The 18,210-nt window shown below is 60.9% G+C and carries 17 protein-coding genes; 11 read left to right on the top strand and 6 right to left on the bottom strand.

The genetic code is table 11. The features are described 5' to 3' along the window. Positions 1-340 precede the first annotated feature (340 nt). The 9 genes from HMPREF3044_RS08350 to phoA all read left to right on the top strand — a co-directional run bounded on the left by HMPREF3044_RS08350 (position 341) and on the right by phoA (position 9,248). On the top strand, positions 341-1,249 hold the full coding sequence (locus HMPREF3044_RS08350) for a S1 family peptidase (protein WP_070740804.1): 909 nt from the start codon (positions 341-343) through the stop codon (positions 1,247-1,249). Positions 1,250-1,504: 255 nt separating this feature from the next. Further along, a complete protein-coding gene (locus HMPREF3044_RS08345; RefSeq protein ID WP_005391482.1) occupies positions 1,505-1,693 on the top strand; it encodes a twin-arginine translocation signal domain-containing protein in 189 nt (62 codons plus the stop codon). 34 nt (positions 1,694-1,727) lie between these two features. Continuing rightward, a complete protein-coding gene (locus HMPREF3044_RS08340; protein WP_070740801.1) occupies positions 1,728-2,432 on the top strand; it encodes a hypothetical protein in 705 nt (234 codons plus the stop codon). A 36-nt stretch (positions 2,433-2,468) separates the two neighbouring features. Next, positions 2,469-2,738 carry a hypothetical protein gene (locus tag HMPREF3044_RS08335; protein WP_070740798.1) on the top strand — a complete coding sequence of 90 codons (270 nt, stop codon included), beginning with the start codon at positions 2,469-2,471 and terminating at the stop codon, positions 2,736-2,738. A gap of 347 nt (positions 2,739-3,085) precedes the next feature. Beyond that, positions 3,086-5,980: an FAD-binding and (Fe-S)-binding domain-containing protein gene (locus HMPREF3044_RS08330; protein WP_070740795.1), complete on the top strand. Its 2,895-nt coding sequence runs from the start codon at positions 3,086-3,088 to the stop codon at positions 5,978-5,980. A 147-nt stretch (positions 5,981-6,127) separates the two neighbouring features. Further along, the gene (locus HMPREF3044_RS08325; RefSeq protein ID WP_232621930.1) at positions 6,128-6,739 is read left to right on the top strand and encodes a hypothetical protein; all 612 of its coding nucleotides are present in this window, start codon (positions 6,128-6,130) and stop codon (positions 6,737-6,739) included. Positions 6,740-6,750: 11 nt separating this feature from the next. Further along, the gene (locus HMPREF3044_RS08320; RefSeq protein WP_070740794.1) at positions 6,751-6,954 is read left to right on the top strand and encodes a hypothetical protein; all 204 of its coding nucleotides are present in this window, start codon (positions 6,751-6,753) and stop codon (positions 6,952-6,954) included. 115 nt (positions 6,955-7,069) lie between these two features. After that, positions 7,070-7,195, top strand: coding sequence for a hypothetical protein (locus HMPREF3044_RS13550; RefSeq protein WP_005391470.1), 126 nt, complete (start codon positions 7,070-7,072; stop codon positions 7,193-7,195). 505 nt (positions 7,196-7,700) lie between these two features. Continuing rightward, positions 7,701-9,248, top strand: coding sequence for an alkaline phosphatase (gene phoA, locus HMPREF3044_RS08315; RefSeq protein WP_070740791.1), 1,548 nt, complete (start codon positions 7,701-7,703; stop codon positions 9,246-9,248). On the opposite strand, the gene HMPREF3044_RS08310 is transcribed toward phoA, so the two are convergent. From HMPREF3044_RS08310 to HMPREF3044_RS08290, 5 genes are all read right to left on the bottom strand, one after another. After that, positions 9,249-10,067: an RNase H family protein gene (locus tag HMPREF3044_RS08310; protein WP_070740789.1), complete on the bottom strand. Its 819-nt coding sequence runs from the start codon at positions 10,065-10,067 to the stop codon at positions 9,249-9,251. Positions 10,068-10,145: 78 nt separating this feature from the next. Beyond that, positions 10,146-10,922, bottom strand: coding sequence for a hypothetical protein (locus tag HMPREF3044_RS08305; protein ID WP_231286129.1), 777 nt, complete (start codon positions 10,920-10,922; stop codon positions 10,146-10,148). An 86-nt stretch (positions 10,923-11,008) separates the two neighbouring features. After that, a complete protein-coding gene (locus tag HMPREF3044_RS08300; protein WP_070740786.1) occupies positions 11,009-11,890 on the bottom strand; it encodes an RNase H family protein in 882 nt (293 codons plus the stop codon). 152 nt (positions 11,891-12,042) lie between these two features. Then, on the bottom strand, positions 12,043-13,656 hold the full coding sequence (locus HMPREF3044_RS08295) for an inorganic phosphate transporter (protein ID WP_070740783.1): 1,614 nt from the start codon (positions 13,654-13,656) through the stop codon (positions 12,043-12,045). Between the two features lie 1,267 nt (positions 13,657-14,923). After that, entirely contained in the window at positions 14,924-15,844 is a 921-nt protein-coding gene (locus HMPREF3044_RS08290; RefSeq protein ID WP_070740780.1) for a substrate-binding domain-containing protein, read from the bottom strand. Between the two features lie 183 nt (positions 15,845-16,027). Here HMPREF3044_RS08290 and HMPREF3044_RS08285 point away from each other — a divergent pair, with 183 nt between their 5' ends. After that, entirely contained in the window at positions 16,028-17,323 is a 1,296-nt protein-coding gene (locus tag HMPREF3044_RS08285) for an amidohydrolase (protein WP_246820971.1), read from the top strand. 11 nt (positions 17,324-17,334) lie between these two features. Next, positions 17,335-17,469, top strand: coding sequence for a hypothetical protein (locus HMPREF3044_RS13545; RefSeq protein ID WP_256381084.1), 135 nt, complete (start codon positions 17,335-17,337; stop codon positions 17,467-17,469). Between the two features lie 27 nt (positions 17,470-17,496). Here the strand turns inward: HMPREF3044_RS13545 and HMPREF3044_RS08280 are convergent, their stop codons facing one another. Continuing rightward, complete coding sequence (locus HMPREF3044_RS08280; protein WP_070740774.1) at positions 17,497-17,886, bottom strand: ASCH domain-containing protein; 390 nt, start codon at positions 17,884-17,886, stop codon at positions 17,497-17,499. Between the last annotated feature and the right edge of the window lie 324 nt (positions 17,887-18,210).

Below are 18,210 nucleotides of genomic sequence, written 5' to 3'. Positions count from 1 at the left end.
TAAATGTGTCAACCATCACATTATAAGGCTTTTTCTTAGCGTCATTCTTGCCCGTTTTTTGCGCTCTTTTCCGCCCTAAAACATGTTCAAATCTAGCTGAATCCGAGCCCTATTTTCACCCTTTTCTTAAGAATGATGAACAAAACTGACAAATTTTGAGAAACCCCCTCTAACCTGCGGGTTTAGGTTGGAAATCTGCCTGAAAGTTCCCTTAAAAGTGCCTGTCTACCAGCTCCTTTTACAGCCCTGACCAGGGCAAATACAGTTAAAGGTGCAGGGAAGGAAAGAACCTCACTGGTCCTGAGGGAAAACCTGCAGAAACTGAAAGGCACTGATTGAAATGAGCACCGTAGTTCGAAAACTTTGGAACAGCGTTGCTGCTATCGCCATCGCAGCCGCCGCAGTTGTCGCCCCGACAACCGCCTCCGCCATCACCCAGGGCACCGATGCCCGGATGGGCACCGTCGCCGATTCCACGGCCCGTGTCCAGGTGGGCAACAGGAGCTGCACCGGTACGCTCATCTCCAGCGAGTGGATCCTCACCGCGAAGCACTGCCAGGGCGTTGGCGATTACTCCTTCATCTCCGTCGGCGCTCCTGCTGAAGGCGAGAAGGCCCGCGTCGCCAAGGTCGTCAAGCACCCCTCCTCCGATCTCATGCTGGTGAAGGCAAACAAGCGCCTGCAGTCCCCGGTTGCGGATCTCGCCACCTCCTACACCGCCGAGGGTAAGGCCGGTTACTCCATGGGTTGGGGTTCGGTCATGGAAAACGGTAAGAAGGTCATCCAGCAGGCCGATGTCGAGGTCCAGCGCCGCGTCACCAACGTCCCCGGCTCCCTCGACGCGGGCGACACCTTCTATGAGGGGTACGTCTACAACGGCCATCTCGGCAAGGGCGACTCCGGTGGCCCCCTGTTTGTCGACGGCAAGCTCGCCGGCGTTGCCTCCCTTGCCAACGAAGCCAAGGAGGGCTCCCGCCTCGACGGCGCCCTCGGCTGGTGGATACCCGTGCAGGATCACTACGCCTGGATCTCCCAGGTGACGGGCATCGCCACCCCGGCCGTGTCCGGCGAGAAGACCACCGAGTGGGACGCAATGCAATACGGCACGATCGCCCCGCCGGTTGAGGTCCCCGCCTCCGTCCAGGCCCTCCAGGCCCTGGAGACCATTCACGGAACCACGCAGGCGCTGTACGAGGCCACGGAAGAGGGCGGCGCCCTCTACAACCTCAGCTCGCAGCTGTCCTCCTAATTAATAAGCCACCTTCGTACGAAGGGTGATCTTCCCGGTCTCCTCGGGTCGCGCCAGTACTTGCCTTTCGCCGGTGCGGTAAAGGGGGAGTGGGAAAAAGAGAAAACGGGTTTCGATGCCAGGACCAGGGCGTCGAAACCCGCTTTCTCGCTGTGACTTATCTAACCCTAACCACAGCAAAGTGACGCAAATCGCAATTCACTTCATGTCCGGATACAATCAGATACGTATGACGAATGACAGAAAGGGCCAGGAATGACAGCCCCAGAACTTTCCCGACGCAGCTTCCTCGGCTGGTCGGCGGCGGCAGGCTCCGCCGCTCTCGTATTCAACCCCCTGCCCGCCCACGGCGGCGCCAAAGAGTCGACTCCGTCGACGCAGGAAAAAATCGTCTGGTCAGCCTGCACCGTCAACTGCGGTTCCCGCTCCCCCGTCCCATGGTGAGCGGGTTTTCGTCCCGACGGATGCGGTTTCCTGGGTGGCGGAGCACTACGGCGATGCCGCGGCTCATCTCCTGGCCCTGTGCGCGGTCGCGGTCCTCGGTTTCCTCGCCGTCGTGACGAGTGGCGGTACGTTCCGCGCTGGCGCGAAGTTCGTTCTTCTCCGCGTCGATCCGCGTGTGGTTTTTTCGCGTCGTCGCCGCGCCGTCTTTGCGTCGCATTTCCTTGCGATTCTTCGTTCTCAGGAGACGTGGATTTCCCTCCTCGTCTCCGTCGCTTTGTTCATCTACCTGTCTATTTCGGGTTTGTTGCCACCTGTGGTGGCGGTTGAGCCGTTGGCGTTCCTGGGGTTGTACGCGTTTTCTTCCACGTCGTCGATCCGTCGTCTGCCGATGCTTCGGCTTCGTCCCGGCACGGCGTACGCGGTGCTCGTTGCTTCGGTGGGTGCCCTCGTCGTTCCGTGCGCGCTGTTTGCCTGCGTCGTCGATGTTCTTCTCGGTGGCGCCGCGCTGCCCGCCCTCTTCAGCGCGCTTGCCTGCCTCGTCTCGGTGCCGTTGTTTGTCACGCTGGGCATCGTTATCCCTACTCAGCGCGATAATCCGATCAGCGTGCTGGTTGCGGTCGCCTTGTGTTCCTCTCTTTTTCGCTTTTCGACGCTCGGTTGGCTCCTCCTTGCGCTATTCCTTGTATCGTTCGCCGTCGCCTGCGGGGTAATTAATGCCCGTTCGTTATCGACGCGTTAAACTATTCAGCGTATTTCCATCGATCGAAAGGCAATCATGAAACGCACGTGGTTTATCCTCCCCAGCCTGGCCATCGCCTTCGCCATCACCGCCGCCCTCGTGGCCTTCACCATCCTCTACGTGGCCTTTTCCCACCCCGCAACCACTTTCTTTGCCACGGCCCTTTTCGACTCCATCTTCGTCTCCTACTCCGGCTCAGTGCTCTCCGCCGGCATCAACAACGGCTGGATCCTCGTCGGCCTCTTCGCCGCCATCTTCGCCGTCGTCCTGGTCGCCGCCAACACCCTGCAATCCCGGCATCGTTGAGTACTCCTTGTAAACAAAGAGTGCCCGGCAGAAGGGCAGCCTCTTCACGCGGTCTGTCACTCCAGCCGGCCGTTGCCGACATAGTTTTGTTGCAGTAGTACCTCGTTTTCAGCTGCCCTCGGCCAGGTTTTGCGGCGTGAGCTGCGGAAAGTTTTGTTGCAGTCGTTTGCAGCACACGGGAAGATTCCCATCTTCCTGGTGGAAAGAGCAGCTGCAAAGGAATATCGCCGTTCACAAGGCGTCCGCTGCGGGTGTGAAAATCACCACGCAGGCGACCCTAATTTCCCGCCGTGGCCTGCGCATTCGACTCACCACTCCGATTCGGCATCCGCGCTACGCTTAGACGTATGACGAAACTCCTTGGCAAAGACCCCACCCGCCTCGGCCAGCCCGCGGGCAAGACCCACCCCTCCCCGGACCCTTACCCGCTGGAGTTCGCCGACGGCACCCCCACCGCCCTCCGCGAAAAGCTCGAAGCCCTCGTCGGCAAGGATCAGGTCCGCGCCCGCACGATCGATCTCGTCCGCTACGCCTCGGATGCCTCCCACTACCGCCTCTTTCCGCAGGTCGTGGTCTCGCCCCGCACGGAATCGGACGTCATCAAACTCCACCGTTTCTGCCGCGAGGAGGGCCACCATCTCACCTTCAGAGCTGGCGGTAGTTCCCTCAACGGTCAGTCGCTTTCCGACGACATCCTGGTTGATGTTCGCTCTAACTTCCGGGGTCTGGTGGTCAACCCCGACACCATCACCGTTAAACCCGGCGAAACCCTCATCAACGTCCTTGCCGTCTTAAACCGCAAGGGTCGCAAGATCGGCCCGGACCCGGCAAGCTCCTCCATCGCCACGATCGGCGGCATCCTTTCCAATAACTCGGGCGGCATGCGGTGCCGCGTGGACATGGATTCTTACCATTCCATCCGCCAGATGCGCATCATCCTCCCGTCAGGCACGGTCGTCGATACCCGTGACCCGAATGCGAATGAGCGCCTCCGTGACCAGGAGCCGGAGATCTACAACGGCCTGCTTGCGCTGAAATCCACAATCGAAAACGACGCAGAACTAAAAGCCAAGATCCGCCGCAAGTTCACCATCCGCAACACCAACGGCCTCCGCCTCGACGCGTTCCTCGATTTCGACACCCCTGTCGATATCCTCATGCACCTCATGATCGGCGCCGAGGGCATCCTCGGCTTCATCGCCGAGGCCGAGATTGCAACCGTCGCCCATCCCAAGATGGCTGCCGTCACCTGGGTGATGATGCCCAAGATGGACCTCGCCGCCAACTACGTCGACCGCCTCGTCAAGGCCGGCGCCGAATCCGTCGAGCTGTTGGCCAGCCCCGCCATGCGCGAGGCTGTCGGCAGCTTCCCGGGCGCCCACGAGGACTGGCTCAACCTTCCCGAGGAGATGGCCGCTCTCCTTGTCGAGGTCGCCGCCGACGACGAAGAATCACTCCAAGCCAAGATGCAAGCCGCCCGCGATGCCCTCCAGGATGCCGACCTCCTCCAGCCCCTGGACTTCATGCGCGAGCCCACCGATATCAAAAACGCGTGGGAGATCCGCGCCGGCCTCGTCCCGCTTGCCGGAGCGAAGCGCGACCAGGGCTGTTCCCTTATCACCGAGGATGTCTGCTACCCGCCGGAGCGCATCGGCGAGGCCACGAAGGACCTTCTCGACCTTCTCGACAAGTACAACTACCCCCTCCTCGTCATGGGCCACGCCACATTCGGCAACCTGCACTTCTGCATGACACCCAACTTCGAAATCCCCGAGGAGGTCGACCGCTACGACGCCTTCCTCCAGGAGTTCGCCGAGATGACCCTCGACAAGTACGAGGGTTCGCTCAAAGCCGAGCACGGCACCGGCGTCAACATGGCCCCTTTCGTCCAGCGCGAATGGGGTGAAAAGGCCTTCGCCATCATGTGGGAGATCAAGGAGCTTATGGATCCGCACGGCATCCTCGCCCCGGACATCAAGCTCACCCGCGACCAGAAGCTCCACATTAAAAACTTCAAGTCGCACCCGAAGATCGAGGACGTGGCAAACCCCTGCGTGGAGTGCGGTTTCTGCGAGTCGGTGTGCCCGTCGCGCCACCTCACCACCACGCCGCGCCAGCGCATCGTCATCCGCCGCGAGATGGCGCGCCAGCCGGAGGATTCGCCGCTGCTCACTAACCTCCTCGAGCAAAACGCCTACGACGGCATCGACACGTGCGCCGTCGATTCGTCCTGCTACGTCGCCTGCCCGATCTCCATCGATACGGGCAAGATGGTGAAACTCTTCCGCCAGATGGAGCAGACCCGCGCCACGGAAAAAGTCGCGCTCACGCTCGCCCAGCACTGGGACAAGGTCGAGGTCGCCGGTCGCGCCGGCCTCACCGCCACCGACGCTGTCACCAAGGTGCTTGGCGACGGCCTGGGGACCCGCACCCTGGGCCTCCTCACGGACGCCGTCCGCCAGGTCATCGACCCGGATCTCATGTACACCGCCCGCGAGGGCCTCCCGCCCGCCGCCACCTGGGACCCGCCGCATACCGCCCGCGAGACTGCGAAAGCGGTGTACTTCCCGGCCTGCATCAACCGCATGTTTGGCGACGACCACGGTTCCATCGCCCATACGCTCGTGAACATCTCGAACCGCGCGGGCCAGCCCCTCTGGATCCCCGAGGTCGACGGCCTCTGCTGCGGCACCCCGTTTAGCTCGAAGGGCTTCAAGGCCGCGCAGGAGTACATGGCCACCAAGCTGCGCGAAGCGATCCTCGAGTGGACCGATGGCGGCCGCATCCCCGTCGTTTGCGACGCCGCCTCCTGCACGCACGGCATCGTCGAAAACATCCCGGGCGTCAAAATCCTAGACGCCGTCGAGTGGGCCCACTCCCTCCTGCCGCACCTCACGGTCTCCCACAAACTCGACAACCTCGTCATCCACCCGACCTGCTCCATGCAGCACCTTGGCATTGTTGAGGAGTTTGCCGACGTCGCCCAATCCATCGCCTCCCACGTGGAGGTCCCCCTCGGCGCCCACTGCTGTGGCACCGCCGGCGACCGCGGCCTCCTCCACCCCGAACTAACCGAGGCCGCCACCCTTGACGAGCGCGCCGGCATCGCCTCCTTCGAATCCGAACACGGCCCTGCCGACGCCTACGCCTCCGCCAACCGCACCTGCGAGATGGGCCTCAACCAACACTCCGGAAAGGACTACCAACACATCATCTACCTGCTGGAAAAAGCCACCCGCTAGTTACGCACATATAGCTTTTAGAAACTAACAGAAAAAGGACAGGTGAATTGCTTGGTGGGCGAGGGTATGTTACGGTCGGGCGCTGCAAGCGGAGGTGCCTTAAAGCCTCTGCATCTCCTAAACCCCTAAAACGGAAAGGTATTTTCTGTGAGAAAAAAGTTCTGTGCAGGTTTCCTCCTCGCCACCTGTATTGTTGCACCCATCGTTCCGGCATCCGCGTCTCCCGCTCCGGTGCCGCAGCAGTACGTTTCTGATGCAGATTCCACCAATAACCTCTGGATCTTGGATCGTGACGAAGCAGTCTCGCTAGAGAATCAAGGTGTCGCTGTTACCGAAATTTCTAATTATACGGAGCAGGGATTTCGTGCTGACTTTGAAGGAGCGACTCCGCGAGAGACCCAGAGCGGAGGCATCGAGGTAATTGACGATGCAGGAAACGTGCTGCAGTCCTTTTTGCCTGCTGTACCTCTGAAAGACGGACATTTTGTGCCCGTTACCTACACGGTTGGCACCAATTTTGTAGAGGCAACGTTCGAAAAGCCTGTGAAAGCGGAAGCTGTTCGAATTGCAGCGCTGGAGACTCGTAGTGCCGGAGGGTGTGCTCTAGGTGCTCTCGCCACGGTCGCCGAAGTCGCAGGTGGTGCAGCAGCTCTAATTTCGTCCCCGCTTGATGGTCCGGTTGGCCCGCTCGTTGCTACTAGTATTGCGACTGGTGTTCCTGCGACGGTTGCAAAAACTGCCCAAGAATGCACGGAGTAAGGAGCGACCTAGTGAGTGAATTTCGCAGAATGCTGGCTGTAAGTTTAGGAGTATTGGCCTTGTTCCTTGGTCTGGCTCTCGTTGTGACCGCCTTAGCATTGCAGATGTTTAATTGGACCGTTGCTCTTGGTGTGATCGCTGCCTTTGCTGGCGGCGCGTATGCCCTTTACCGAGCGTGGCGAACCAGTCCAGGTGAACCTGACCAGCCCCGTTAAACGTGTTTATTCCCCATTAGTTTGAGGCTAGTGGGGAACAAATGAGGGTCGGACATAGGCCACCGAGACGTGAAATGTGGAAGTCGCATGTACGGATTCAAGAGCAGATTCTAAATTGCGCACGGCCAAGTCGTTAGCTAACCGCCAGCTATGGCAGCAGCGGCTTGATCTGGGGGAGTGCGACGATGACAACGCCCGCTACGGTGAGACCCATTTCGGCGTCGTTGAGCCCCTTCCCTAAAGGGATTATGCTTTTCCAGCGGCCTGGCTAAGCGGGTACGCGTATTGCTTGGATGTCAACTGGGCATACCCGTATACCGCCCGGGAGATTCTGCTTGGCCTTATAAATCGTCTTCTCGAAGTTGTCGAGGGCCGCAGGAATGTCCGTCAATATCCGCGCCGCCTGAGCCCTGGGCCGAGTATTGTGCCCTTTCACTCGTCATGATCGTACACATATCGCCGTTGATCTCGGCGGATGTGGCGTTGGCGACCGGCGTGACGAGATCGAGGGTGAGTGCTGCGGTTCATGGCGTGTGCCCTTTCTTCTAACCACGCGTGCCCGTTAAAATGCCGCTACACCGATCCCACCGCCCCCGTAGCCGCGCAAACAAAACTAGCAACTTCTCGCCCCCACAAAAGGTAACCAATCTTTCATCTGTAATTCACGTATCTGAAACGTTTAAGAAACTCTGGGAGCATAGCCTGCGCTAAGTAAGAGAAATCTGCTTAGTACTAAGGAGCAACCCATGAATCGCATGTTCAAGCTCGGTCTGGGCCTCGGCGCCGCTGCCGTCCTCGCCGTCGGCTGCACGAGCCCCGATAGCACCACGAACAGCACCAGCAGCAGTGATAACGCCACCTCGAGCGTGTCCGCTTCCAACACCGCCAAGTCCGTGGACCTCGACTCGGACATCGCGAACCGCGCCGCAGAAGGGGACCTCGCCACCTACGGTGGCGCCCGCCGCCTCACCGGCGACCAGACGCAGTTCATGCGGGACGCGATTTCCCAGTCCGGCGCGAAGAACGTCATCCTCCTTATCGGTGACGGCATGGGTGATTCCGAGATCACCGTCGCCCGCAACTACGCCGAGGGCGCCGGCGGTTTCTTCAAGGGCATCGACGCCCTCCCGGTGACCGGCCAGTACACGCACTACTCCCTGGATAAGGACGGCAAGCCGAACTACGTCACCGACTCCGCCGCTTCCGGCACCGCCTGGGCCACGGGCACGAAGACGTACAACGGCGCGATCGCCGTCGATATCCACGGCGAGGCGCACGAGACGCTCCTGGAAATGGCGAAGAAGAAGGGCATGAAGACGGGCAACGTTTCTACCGCCGAGATCGAGGACGCCACCCCCGCCGTCCAGATGGCGCACGTGAAGGCCCGCAAGTGCTACGGCCCGGAGGATGCCGAGAAGTGCGGCGATGACCTGAAGGCCAAGGGCGGCAAGGGCTCCATCTCCGAGCAGATTGTCGATACCCGCGCGGACATCACCCTGGGCGGTGGCGCGAAGGCCTTCAACCAGAAGACCCCGGAGGGCAAGACCGTCCTCGACCTCGCAAAGGAACAAAGCTACCAGCTCCCCACGACCGCCGCCGAGCTCGACAAGATCACCGAGGCCAACCAGGACAAGCCGGTTCTCGGCCTCTTCTCCGAGGGCAACATGCCGGTCCGTTGGGAGGGCCCGAAGGCCGAGAAGTACGGTTACCTTCAGGAGTCCGCTACCTGCACCGATAACCCGAAGCGCACCGCGGACGTCCCGACTCTCGCCGCCATGACCGAGAAGGCCATCGACGTTCTCAAGGACGGCGAAGAAGGTTTCTTCCTCCAGGTCGAGGGCGCCTCGATTGATAAGCAGGACCACAACGCGAACCCGTGCGGTCAGATCGGCGAGACCGTCGATCTTGACGAGGCCGTCCAGAAGGCCCTCGACTTCGCCAAGGCCGACGGCAACACCCTCGTCATCGTCACCGCGGATCACTCCCACACCTCCCAGGTGATCGGCAATGTGAGCCAGGAGGATATCGACAAGCTCGCCAAGAAGAACGAGATTTCCGTCGAGGAGGCCCGCGACATCGTCTACCCGGGTCTGTCCCGCAACCTCACCACGAAGGACGGCGCGACCATGACGGTTGGTTACGCTACCAGCGAGAACGTCGATGTTGAGTCCCAGGGCCACACGGGCGCCCAGCTCCGCATCGCCGCCTTCGGTCCGGGTGCCGCCAACGTCGCCGGCCTCACCGACCAGACGGATCTCCACTTCACTATCGCTGAGGCTCTCGGTCTCGAGTAGTTAGGCAGCGCATGTATCTTCGCCCGCGGTAGGAATAAACTCTGCGGGCGTTTTTCCTTTCATGATCTCGCGAATCTCGTCCCGCAGTCTGTCTTCCATCTGTTCTTGCATCTCAGGCAGTTTCCACGCGTCGTTTCGACGCGTAAAGCGAGCCGCCCGGTCGGCTAGCCCATTGAGGACGTTGCCGTTGTGCCCGCGAACCCAGTGCAGGTGAACCTTCGCGGTGGTGGGAGGGCATTCGAACGTTGTGAACGCGTATCGCGAGTCGGTGAGGATATGCAGGTTGACGGCGCGCTTTCCGTATTCTGCGACGGCGAGCTGTACGGCGTGGAGCTCTGTTTCGTTGATCCCCGCTACTCTCCGAATACGTGTCTGCACCTTCCCGTACGTCGAGATCATGGCGATTGCCGCCCGTGTGCCGCCTCGCGCCAGGGAGGCATCGGTTGCTACCACGATGTCTCTTCTCTGGCGAGGCCTCTCCTCGGTGGGTTGTAGCTTTTCGACGGTTCTTTTCCTGAGTGCCCGCGCCGCCTCGTAGTCGTTTTTTACCGAAGTCTGGACCACGCTATACATGTGTACGTTGGCAAACAACGAGGGGTTCCCGGCGATCAGCTGCTTGATTGCGGATGCGGACGTGTACAGCCCTAACGTATCCGCGGTGTGGTCGATGACGAACTGAATAAACATTTCAGCGGCCACGTCTTTTACCGAGTTAGCGGAGCAGACCTGAACGCTCGTTGCCCCACCTCCCGATAGTGTCACAACGCCCTTGTCCGCGCGGTGTGCCTTCTCGTAATCGATAGCGACAGGAATAAACATGATGAAATAGCCTTTCTGCGCCTGTTACTAACGCTAGAAAGTGGGTTCCCGAGGCTGCTCGATTTACAAAAGCCCTGTTTAGCAGGGGTCTGAGAAGTCTCCCGCGTTGTTCAGAGACCGCGCGTTGCCGCCGTACTTCGCCTTCAGCGCGCACACCTCGGACACACTGTGCCCCGCGTCGTAGTACACGGCGTACACATCTTTGCCGTCGTATGTTCCGCGTAGCGACGAGCACACGGCGTACGACACGTGCGCCCCCGGCCATTTTTTCAGCGCCTCCCACGTCGGGTCGTAGGGGTTGTCGCCTGGCGCGACGAGCACGGATTCCACGATGAGGATGTATCGCCCGTCGCACTGTAGTGGCGGTCCCGCCCACGCGAATTCGTCCTCCGCAGCCTTCGCCTGCGATGTCGCTGGCGCATCGCTGGTGCAGATGTTCAGCTTGCTCACCAGCGCCGTCGGCGCACCCGCAGCCTCAAGCCGATCCTCGTCGTAGCAGTCGTAGCCGGCGTAGTTGTCTGTTCCGTCGGGTTTGAAGTATTCCCATCGGTCGGTCCAGTGGTAGAGGTTGAGGTGGTCTGATTGTTCCTGCCCGGCCCACAGCCATTCGCCGTCGCAGTATTGTTGTTGCGGTTTCGTCATCCCGCTTACGGCATTCTGCGCGAGCACTCCGCACCTGTCTTCTGTCGGACTCGCGCTGGCACTCGTGCTTTCGCTTGTCCGCGTACTGGTAATTGCGGTCGTCTCATCCGGCGCCCGTAGCGAAAAGTACGCCAGTAACAAAACGACACCGACAAGCACCACGATAGCCCCGATGAGGGCGTAGATGACAGGTGATTGTTTGGAGGATGCCATGGTGGGCCTTTCTTTAGGCGGGAGAAGCAAGCAAGCGTCAAGCCCCATTTTAAGACGAAAAAAGGGGTCAAAATGGAGCAAGCAAATTACGCCGCGTACCCCGTTGCCGTCCACGCGTCCTCGCCGCGCGCTGCGGGGATGAAGTCGCTCAGCTTTCGGTCGACAAGCATGGCTTTCAGTTCCACCTTCGACCGCTCCAGCATCTCTTTTTGCGTGTCGACGAGCCCCCAGCAGGCGTTCCTGCGCGTGTACATCGCCACGTCGTTGGCCAGCTCGTTGAGCACGTTGCCTCGGTGGCCGCGCACCCAGTGCACGTACACCTCGGCGCGGTCCATCCGCTTGAAGCACTTCCGTAGGGAGGTTGCGCACCCGGTGGGCTTCTCCGCGCCGTTGAGCGCCTTGTACACGATCTGGGAGTCGGTGAGGATGTGCAGCACCGGGGTCTTTCCGGCCCAGGTGGTAAGCGCCATTTCCACGGCCCAGAACTCCGCGTCGGCGACGCTTTCCACCGTCACAGCGCGTGCCTGTACGCGGCCGCGCGTGGCAACCGCGGCAATTCCTGCCCGGTGTCCGGTGCCGAGCGACGCGTCGGTCGCCACCACCATGCCCTCCTCGATGGGGAGGTTCACCAAGGAGCGGATGCGCTCTTCCACTATGGAGTTCTTCTTGTCACGCGCCAGCGCGAAATCTTCTGCTAAAACCGGCGCCACGGTGCTAAACCTGCGGACGTTTCTAAACAGCTCGGGGTGCTCTCGCACCAGCGCCCCAATGCTTCTAACCGAGGTATATAACCCCACCGTGTGGTCCGTATTGCGAAGCGCCACGTCTAGGAACCAGGAGGTCGCTAGCTTTCCGACGTCGACAAGCCGACAAACCTCAGCCCGGCACTCACCGCGGGCCGACAGCGTAACCACCGCCTCGTTCGTCTTGGAGAGAATGGCATAGTCAAGAACTACGGGGATAAACATATGTAATTACCTTTCATCTATCGGCCCGGAATGGGCCTTCTAGAAACAAAGGTAAGTGGTGCTTTCCACGCCCAAAGTGACGTAGCGGAACACCCGTTCTAAGGCAAAAAAGGGCCCCGCAAAACAATGCGGAGCCCCGGCTAAAAAATAATCTAGAACAGCACGCGCAGGATCGAAACCGTCACCGCGCCGATAACCGCGGAGATCGGCAGCGTGATAACCCACGCCGTCGCGATCGGCTTCATCAGGTTCCAGTTGGCGGCCTTGTTCACCATGCCCACGCCCAGCACGGCGCCGATCAAGATGTGCGTCGAGGAAACCGGCAGGCCCAACAGAGAGGAGCCCATGACCACGCCCGCCGCGGACAGCTCGGCGGCGAACCCGGAGGACGGGTGCATCTTCGTCAGCCCGGAGCCGACGGTCTTGATCACGTAGCGGCCGATGAACCACAGGCCGGCGATAAGGCCCACGCCCATCGCCATCATGACGGCGATCGGCACCTCGGCCTCGTCGTTGATCTCGCCGGTCTTCAGCACGTCCAAAACCGCGACGAACGGCCCGATGGCGTTGGCGATGTCGTTGGAGCCGTGGGAGAAGGCGAACGCCGAAGCCGTGAACACCTGCATCCAGCTAAACAGCAGGAACGTGGCATTCGACAACGACTTCTTCTTCAACGACCGCGCGAAGATGTACACCGCCATCCACACGATGGCGCCGACCATGCCCATGATGAGGAATTTCTGCAGCGTGGAGAAGTCCAAAGGCGTGTTCTTCAGGCCCTTGAACAGCATCATCGCGGCGATAATGATGGCGCCGAACGCGGCCAGCAGCGGCACCCAGTTTTCCAGCGCTTTGTGCGCCTCAACGTTGTCGCGTTTTTCGTTGATTTTGTACAGTTCGCGGTAGTAGTCGGATTCCAGCAGTTCGGGGTCGTAGTTTTCCTCGGCCACAAGCGCCGCGTCGCGCGCCATGGCGTTGGTGTAGTTGATCTGCTGGAGTTCGTCGAGCCGTTCGAAGCGCTGCTTGTGGTCGCGCCGCAGTTCGGCGCGCCGGGTTTTGATTTCGCGCAGCTGCTGGTCGGCGTGTTCGTTGTATACCAGGATGGATTCTTTGACCCATTTGAACAGGAAGTACGCGACTACGCCGCCCAGTACCGGAGACAGCACCCACGAAATCGCGATCTTGCCGATCTCCCCCCACTGCACCATCGACCAGCCGCCCTTGTGCGTGACGAACCCGACGGTGAGCGCCGCGCCGACGATACCGCCGACGATGGAGTGGGTGGTGGACACCGGCCAGCCCATGCGCGTGGCAATCAACAGCCAGACCGCGGCGCCGAGAAGCGCGGACATCATGATGTACACGAATTCCATGGGGTCGAGCCCGTTAATCGCGGACAGGTCGACGATCCCGGATCGCACGGTGTCGGTGACCTCGCCGCCGGCGAGCAGCGCGCCGGACACTTCGAAGATCGCGGCGACGAGCAGCGCTTGTTTCAGCGACAGCGTCCCGGCGCCGACGGAGGTGCCGAAGGAGTTGGCGACATCGTTGCCGCCGATGTTGAAGGCCATGAAGATGGCGAAGATAATGGCTGTGATGAGGAGGAGCTTGTTGGCGCCCGGGGCGACGTAGTCGAAGCCCCAGATAATCGTCCACACGAGGGCGACGGCGGTCAGCCCGCCGAAGCACAGGTGCCAGCGCCAGTCCTTCTTCGTGTCGCCGGTGGTGACGTCGACCTCCGGCAACGATTCAACTTTATTGGACATTGCTTTCCTTCCGCTGAATGCGTGAATACTCATTCAACATAGAAGACCAAGGTGTCCACCAGATGAACGTTAGCTATCACTGTGCTTAATTTTTTGCTTGTCGACGCTCGGTGGTTGCGGTCGCAGGGCTAAGGAAGTCGTTGTATCGTAAAAATGTCTTAACGGGGAAATTTCGGTCTCGGCTTTTGTTTACCAAGTAGGTACAAGGACGAAAGAACACGGAGGGTCTTCGAAGATGACACAGCTTGTACAAGAAAATATGGGCATCAAGCTTTAAAGAACCGCGATCGTCGCCTGAACGAAATCACCGACTATTCCACTTTCGCAGAGCTTCTACGTTTGGCAAAGGCCGGCCCCGGAAAGTGGCACGTCCTTGACGGTCGGAACGGCGGCGTTGACGGGAGACCTGACTGGCAATGCGGCTCGGAACGTCTACTAAGCACCTGAGGTACGCCCCGACCAGTCCGGAGATGGCCGTTAAACTTGCCCTCGTCACCGGGTCCAGGCTCGCTACGTTGCTCGCCGAACGTACTTGGGTCCGTGCTTCCTGGGCCTTGCGTCTCCCGGCTACAAAGGGCTGGGATCGTCACACATAACTGGAGGAATCCTCAGGAGCTGGTACGCGAGGTTTTTGCCCACAGGCGAGTTGCTTGCGCCGATGCATTCCGTGATCTGTGTGCAGGTTCTGATTCGATTGCTTTTCTCGGTTCTGGCGGTGGTGCAGCTACAGCGGGTGCAGAATGAAGCTGGTTAAAAAGCAGCTTGATGCGGACAGGGATGGTTTGGAAAAGCTCACTTCTTCGTTGCGCTCAGCATCTGTCCAGGATCCTTCATCGTTTGTTCCAGCGGTCCGGCGCATGCTCCACAGCGTCGGCGGTTCCCGGTTCTCAGGTCTCCGGCGCTTCGTTTGAGTACGACGGCAACCCCGTTATAAGCGGGAGGACGTCTTCTGGTTCACTCTGTTTCACGAGCTGGCTCATATCCTTACTGCGGACTATGAGACGGGGAGGGTTGACCGTGAAAAGGATTCGGCTGTTCGTCCGCAGCCTGAACGTAAGGCGGATAACTGGGTGGCGAACGCGCTTTTAGACGGTACCGTTGTAGACGCGATCCCTCAGCCCTATACCGCTGAGGGGATTGTAACCTGCGCGTCCGATCATTCCGTCAGTCCCGCAATTGTGGTTGGGAGCTTACGCCGCCAGGGCAAGGTCCCCCGTACCTGGGGAGCAGACCTGATCCGTCGTTTTGAAATCAGCTAATACCATTCTTACAGCGGCCGGTACTTCTCAATATTATCCCGCGTGACCACCATCACCGGCGTGTGCACGCTCTCCGCCGCCTCGCCGTCGAGGAGCTTCCCGGCCTGCTCAATGGCGGTGGCGCCGAGCTCGGAGGACTGCTGCGCAATCGTTGCTACGAGCTTCCGGTTCTTCACGGCGCGCACGCCCTCCTCGGTGCCGTCGAAGCCCACCACCTTCACGTCTTTTCCGGCGCGTTCCCCGAGCGCGTCCACGGCCCCGAGCGCCATCTCGTCGTTTTCGGCGAAGATCCCCGCCACGTCGGGGTGGTCGGAAAGGAGGTCCGTGACGAGGTCGCGGGCGGTGTCGCGGTCGAAGTCGGCGGCCTCGGCGGCGACGATGCGGACGCGTGGGTGCTCAGCCATGGCCTGGGTGAATCCCTCGTAGCGCTCGGCGCTGGAGGAGCTTCCCTCGATGCCGCGCAGCACGATGACCTCGCCTTGGGCGCGGATTGCCTTGGCCAAAACCGACGCCGCGGCCGCGCCGCCCTCGGTGTTGTTGGAGTCGATGAGCGCGGCGACGTCGGCGCCTGTGATGGTGCGGTCGACGGTGATGGCGGGGATGCCCTTCTCGTTCAGCTGGGACACGGCGGGGGCGAGCGCCTCGGAGTCTGCGGGGTTCACCACCGCGACGCCGGAAGAAACGTCGTCGAGTTGCGCGGCCTGCACCTCCGCATCATCCCCCGCATCCAGGACGGTGAGGTCGATTCCCAGCTCGTTGGCCTTCGCCTGCGCCCCGTAGCGCACCTGCAGGAAGAACGGGTTTTTCTCGGTGGACAGCGCGAGCGTGACCGCCCGGGATCCGGCGGCAGGGACATCGCGTGGAGTAGCAGAACACCCGCTGAGCGTGAGCATTCCTGCGGTGAGTAGCACGAGTGATTTCCGGAGCATTGGGGGGTGCCTTCCTAGTTCAAGTTACGTTCTATATTCAAAGGTAGGCAGGCGTTTCGGGAAAGGCAAGGAGGTGTGCGCTCACCCACAGCGCTGTGTGTGATCCGCCACCACTCCTCCGAAAGTTTCACACAAGAAGTAAAGTACCTCACCGAAAAAAACATTCCAATGAGGAGGAAGGACATGCCTACTATCGCCCAAGAAGCTGCGGAGAAGGTCGTCGCGTGCGTCGATGCCTTCCAGGACCAGCTTGTTTCCTGGCGGCGGGATTTTCACCGTTACCCGGAGCTCGGTTTCTTGGAGTATCGCACGACGGCACGTATTGTCACCGAGCTACGGCACCTCGGCTACGAGGTTCTCACGGGCGCGGACGCCACGGACCCCAGCGCCCGCATGGGGCTCCCGTCGCCCGCTGAGGATGAGGACGCCATCGCCCGCGCCATCGAGGAGGGCGCGGATCCGGCGTTCGTGCGCGCCATCGCCGGGGGGCTCACGGGCGCGGTCGCGGTCCTGCACAACGGTCCCGGCCCGGTCGTCGGCATGCGGTTCGATATCGACTGCCTCCCCCTCACGGAGAAAACGGAACACGGTTCCGCGCACGAAGGATCCATGCACGCCTGCGGTCACGACGCCCACATCACAATGGGGCTTGGCGTCGCCCGCGCGCTCGCGGAGCTCAAGGATTCCTGGTCGGGCACGGTCAAGATCCTCTTCCAGCCGGCCGAGGAAGGCGTCCGCGGTGCGCAGGCCATGGTCTCCGCTGGGCTTGTCGACGATGTGGAGATCATGCTTGGCCAGCACGTCTGGCCCCACCCCTTCGCTGAATACGATTTCGCCCCGGCGAGCTCTGGGGCCCTTGCCACCACCAAGTTCGATGTCACCTTCTCAGGACGTGCCGCCCACGCCTCCGGCGCCCCCGAAAAGGGCAAAAACGCCCTGCTCGCCGCCTGTGCCGCAACCCTTAACCTGTACGCCATTTCGCGCCATTCGGGTGGCTCCACGCGAGTATCCGTCGGCAAGCTAGAAGCCGGAGACAACCGCAACATTGTCGCCGAGCGTGCCCACCTGGAGATGGAGGTGCGCGGTGAGACAACGGAGATCAACGAGTTCATGGCCACGCGTGCCCGCACCGTCATCGAAGCGGCCGCCGCGATGTACGAGTGCGAGGTGGACATCGACACGGTCGGCGAGGCCATCTCCCTTCGTTCCGACGACGAGCTTGCCCAGGTCATCGCCCGGGCTGCCGCCACCGTCGGGATCCGCCCGCAGACCACCCCGGCGATCCCCTTCACCGCCTCGGAGGACTACTCCTACATGATGAAGCGCGTCCAGGACAACGGCGGCCTCGCCAGCCTCATGCTCTTCTTCACCCCTTCCGATGTCGGCCTCCACTCCGTCGACTTCTACGTCGATGATTCCGTCCTCCCCAAGGCCGTGAAAACCTTCACCGCCACCGCGCTTGCCTACTTGCCCGCGTAGGGCTCCCATGTTTGGATTTGTGCTCCCGCTTCTCCATGTCACCCATCGTCGGCGTCGTCATCGCGGTCGCGGGCCTCGGCGGCGTCTCACCTGTCGACCTCGTCACCTCCGCCGCCTGGGACTACATCATCGGTGCGCTGGCCTAGTCATTTTCGCTTCTCGACGCTTGGTGCTCACCTTTCCTCACCTGTCACCCCGGGACGGTGGGGGAGGTAGCGCCAACTCTGGGGCACCGCGATCCCGCACTCCCGCAGCTCCGCCATCGTCACGGGCTCTGCGAGCTTTTCGACGCTGGAAAGCACCAGGCCATGCCCGATGCTGCACCCCGCGAAGTAGTGGAAAAACTCCCCCACCTCTTCCCACAGGCGCGCCGGGGGCAACGACACTATCCCTGCCAACTGTGCACGAGCCACCACAGCCTTCACCGGTGCGGTCGCATAGATATACACCGTGGCCCCTGGACGTAGCTGCGGCTTCTTCCTCCGCAGCTCCACCGTCTTGGTGCCAGTAAGGATCTGCTCCACAAACGTCGGCCGAGTGGAAATGAGAAGGCTGCGTGGCATGGGAGTCAACCTACATTACGGGTCCCCGCAATCAGTGTTGTCAGGAATCTGGACTGCCCAAAAAGGTTTAAACCATCGTGTCAATGTACGCAGGCCATGCTTGTGTGAGGCGGCTATCTGGTCAAGCGAACGCGTGCCCATGATCCAATCCATGAACACGCGAAATCGTGTGGCGTGGCTGGCGTCGGTGTGTGATCTGGTTGTTGATGTCCCACAGTCTGGATTCTTACACCGCCAGCGTGGGGCGCCTTTGACTGTTTTTCCGTTGCGTTTCATTGGCCCGTGACAAACCGGGCAGTAAGGTCTCGGTGTACTCATCCAATA

The organism is Corynebacterium sp. HMSC073D01 (genome assembly GCF_001815555.1).
Classification (GTDB): Bacteria; Actinomycetota; Actinomycetes; order Mycobacteriales; family Mycobacteriaceae; genus Corynebacterium; species Corynebacterium glucuronolyticum.
Note: the sequence above shows the minus strand (reverse complement) of the source record. Positions and strands in the feature narration are given on the sequence as shown.